The sequence below is a fragment of the Methanocalculus sp. genome, from assembly GCF_029762515.1.
Lineage (GTDB): Archaea > Halobacteriota > Methanomicrobia > Methanomicrobiales > Methanocorpusculaceae > Methanocalculus.
In genome coordinates this window covers 1-3,759 of record NZ_JARVGN010000228.1, presented here as the reverse complement: position 1 = coordinate 3,759, position 3,759 = coordinate 1, and the positions used below count along the sequence as shown (strand labels likewise).

The window sequence follows — 3,759 nt, the reverse complement described above, 5'->3', positions numbered from 1 at the left end:
TATAAATGCCGGGTATGCGGGGCAAGGAGCCGGGAGCCCTGTATCAGCTATCAGGAGAGGACGATTCATCCGGGGTGGTATGAGGTCCCTCCTTCCGCCAGACGGCATCTTGCCCGTCCCCTCTGCCGGGGAGAGCCTGTTATTCCGGATTTTCCAAAGGATTACAGTCGGGAGGATTATATCTGATCCCGTCGACTCTTTGCTGATATGATCGATCTCTTTGCATCTGCTGAGGAGTCGGCTGCGTTTACCATGGCCACGATCCGGGATAAGCCGGTAAGGGTTCCTCTTTTGATGGGTATGGTCGCTATTTTCCCCCTGATTTATGGGTATACGGCACGGATTTACCGTGGAGGATCAAAACCCCCGGATCTCTCAAAGCCGCTCGAACTCTTCATTGACGGAATCAGGTTGACAATCGTCTCATTCATCTATGCACTCCCGTTTATCGGGGCGATCATCATCGTCGGATCCCAGGGGGATCTCCTGCTGAATCTTATTACTCATGCCGAATCAGGCCTTCTCTTCTCAGAGATAGGTTTCGTCTTCTTTCTGATTGTTGGGATCATACTCCTGTATGCTGTTGTCATCCTCTTCTCGATGATCGGGGTGATCCGAACAGCCAGAACAGGGAAGATCCGCGATGCCTTTGCATTCAGTGCGATTTTGGCCCATATCAGAAGGATTGGTGTCGTCTCATATCTCTCTGCGGTTGTCTTCTATACCATCATCGCATTCCTTGTCTCTCTCCCGGCGGGATACATGATGGAACTCTCCCTGATCGGGTATATTCCGGCATTCTTCATCTATGCAATGGTGACGGTCTTTGCTGCCCGGTACTTCACCCTCGTCTTTGAATCCGGCCTCTCCGATTCATCCAATCAATAACCCAACCACTCTTCCTGGCAACCATTTTTCGAACAGAAGCGAGGTTTCATCTCTTCAGGAATGAAAAAACAACTGCATGTCACAGGAACTTACCCTTCATTTTACTGCCCGCGAGGATGCCCAGCAGTCTGTTCGCATCCTGAAGAAGTCAGGATCATCTGCCCGTCTCACTGTTGAGACGACACTCACCTCTCTGGAGGTGGCTTTTGGCACAATAGATTCGTTTGGGGCGTTTATTGGTTCATTATCTCATGAGGATGAGGGGGATGAAGAGGCGCTTGGGATCGCTTCTGAGATTGTCAGGCTTGAAGAGGAAGCATTCTCCCGGATCATTTCTGCGATAAAAGCTGACGGGGGCAGCTATCTCAGGGCCGCATATGAGAAGACCGATTCACTCTCTGATGAGGAACTGGCTTCCCTTACGCAGGATGCCCGCAGGGTTCTTGAGTATGTCAGGGATGGGTATGTAGAGGAGAAAGATGATCGCCTTCATGTCGTCAGGGAGGTTGATTCCGGGAGCCATATGATTGCTGTCCCGATTCCGCTCCTCCTCTTCCCTGAGAAAGAGGCACTTGAGGAGGCAGGGTTAAGGGGTGAGCGGGTTGTTTCATCAGAGACGCTCTTCTCTGTCCAGTTAGGGATTGATGTGATCTTCAGTTCGGATCCAACAGATCTCATTGATTCTATCCAGGGAACGAATCCTGAAGAGGAAAGTTTTGTTGCATTTCTCGAGCAGTTCTTCCTCCTGCTTACCCTGGCTGATGAGATCGTCTCGCTGATTCAGGAAGGTGCGGCAACACTGCTTGAAATCACTCAGAATATATCCGGGAAAACGGTACCCATTGATGAAGAAGCATATCCTCTCAGGTTTGATGTATCACAGGAGATGGTGCAGCAGCTTGTGGATGCACTCCGCTCTGCCGGGAGGATCACCGGAAAGGATGGGCGGTTGAAGGTTCGATAATAATAAAATTTATATACTTTCCATCCAATCATCGGTCTGGTGAGCATATGGCATACCGATGGAAGAATAAAATCGAGGTTGATGAAGCAGTTGTCGTGGTGATGAATTCTCTTGAGAAGGGTCCGGATCTCTCTCCGTGGCTTGTCAGGACGATTACTGCGGCGATCGATGATTCGGATCCGGCACTTGGCACCTACTTCTTTGAGGAGATCAACAGGCATGCGCCGGGTGCTGTCCGGTTCTTTATGACTGAAGATTGAATGGGGTTTGTATAAGGTTGGGGACAACTCCTCCATTCTCTTTTAATGAAAACCCGGGCCAACCCTCCAAAAGCTAATGGCTTAATCATGCGGGAAGCTAACCTGTATATGGTTGAGTGAGGATGCAACACGAATGCAATGATCCGGTATGCCAGATGCATATCCGGCCGGGGATGACGGTATCGGAGCTTGTCGATGCGATGGGTGCAGCTGGTGCATATAACGGGGGATCGCTTGCCGAGGCGGTCTCTATCACCGAGGCGATGTTCTCTGATCCAAAGGCAACGCGGTTTTTTGGCCTTGCCGGGGCGATGGTGCCTGCCGGTATGGGTGGAATTGTCTCGGATCTCCTTGAATGCGGATATATTGATATTCTCGTATCAACCGGAGCCAACCTGACGCATGATATCATCGAGGCGATCGGGTGCCACCACTATCATGGGACCGAGATATGTGATGATGTCGATCTCAGGCACGAGGAGATCAACCGTATCTATGATGTCTATCTTCCGACCGAGGCATTCGAGCGGTTCGAGGAGTTTATGCAGGAGGTCTATTCCGAACTCCCCGAGGGCTCGGTCATCTCAATATCCTCCCTTCTCCGGCATATCGGAGAGCGGCTGGACTCCGGGATCCTTGCCACAGCAGCACGGAAAGGTATTCCTGTCTATTGCCCCGCTATCCAGGACTCAATGATAGGCCTCCAGTACTGGCTCTTCTCGCAGTCGGGCCGGGTTGTTATCGATGCGTTCCTTGATATGAAGGATCTGATGAACCGGTGCTTCTCGCTTGAGCGTGCCGGGGCACTCCTTGTCGGTGGCGGTGTTCCAAAGAACTTCATCTTCCAGAGCATGCTGATGACCGAGAATGGTTTCTCCTATGCCGTGCAGCTCACCGGCGATCGCCCCGATCTTGGCGGCCTCTCCGGGGCAACTCTTGACGAGGCACGTTCCTGGGGCAAGATCAACGAAGAGGCACGTGCAATGACGGTCTATGGGGATGCAACGATCACGCTGCCACTGCTTATTGCCGCCACCCTGGAGAGGCTGGTAACATGAGTACCCTGATCCTTGCCCTCGATGCCACCTCACGGGACAGGGCACTCGCGATTGCAGAATCAACTGCCCAGTACGTTGATGCGATCAAGATCGGCTACCCTCTTGTCCTTGGAGCAGGATTGTCGGTTGCCGGTGAGATTGCTGCACTCGGCGTTCCGGTGATTGCGGACTTCAAGGTGGCGGATATTCCAAATACCAACACACTCATCTGTGATTCTGTCTTTGATGCCGGCTGTTCAGCTGTTATCTGCCATGCATTTCCGGGGAGTGACTCGCTTGCCGCCTGTGTCGAATCCGCACATGCACATGGGGGAGAATGTTTTGTCGTCTGTGAGATGAGCCACCCCGGAGGAGCGGAATGGTTCTCCGGGGGGGTGGCCGAATCGTTCTGCAGGATGGCCGCTCTTGCCGGAGCAGACGGGATCATTGCACCGGCGACCCGGCCCGCCCGTATTGCGGCACTCCGGGAGCTTGTTGGTGCGATGAAGATCTATTCTCCCGGTGTTGGTGCCCAGGGTGCATCTCCTGAAGATGTAAAAGAGCTTGTGGATGGTGTGATCGTCGGCCGTGCAATTTATGGCGCAGAAGA

Annotated in this window: 5 protein-coding genes and 1 pseudogene; all 6 read left to right on the top strand. The window is 52.6% G+C overall.

The window, feature by feature from the left end; all coding sequences use genetic code 11:
• A pseudogene (locus QCH34_RS08570) lies at positions 1–186 on the top strand (hypothetical protein); the annotation flags it as partial.
• Between the two features lie 21 nt (positions 187–207).
• The gene (locus tag QCH34_RS08565; RefSeq protein ID WP_300332868.1) at positions 208–888 is read left to right on the top strand and encodes a DUF4013 domain-containing protein; all 681 of its coding nucleotides are present in this window, start codon (positions 208–210) and stop codon (positions 886–888) included.
• A 76-nt stretch (positions 889–964) separates the two neighbouring features.
• Positions 965–1,852, top strand: coding sequence for a hypothetical protein (locus QCH34_RS08560; protein ID WP_300332866.1), 888 nt, complete (start codon positions 965–967; stop codon positions 1,850–1,852).
• Positions 1,853–1,899: 47 nt separating this feature from the next.
• The gene (locus QCH34_RS08555; RefSeq protein WP_300332863.1) at positions 1,900–2,112 is read left to right on the top strand and encodes a hypothetical protein; all 213 of its coding nucleotides are present in this window, start codon (positions 1,900–1,902) and stop codon (positions 2,110–2,112) included.
• A 122-nt stretch (positions 2,113–2,234) separates the two neighbouring features.
• The gene (locus QCH34_RS08550) at positions 2,235–3,170 is read left to right on the top strand and encodes a deoxyhypusine synthase (protein WP_300332861.1); all 936 of its coding nucleotides are present in this window, start codon (positions 2,235–2,237) and stop codon (positions 3,168–3,170) included.
• Positions 3,167–3,759 (top strand): orotidine-5'-phosphate decarboxylase (pyrF, locus tag QCH34_RS08545; RefSeq protein WP_300332859.1); only part of this gene is annotated, 593 nt, incomplete at its 3' end. The genes QCH34_RS08550 and pyrF, both read left to right, overlap by 4 nt.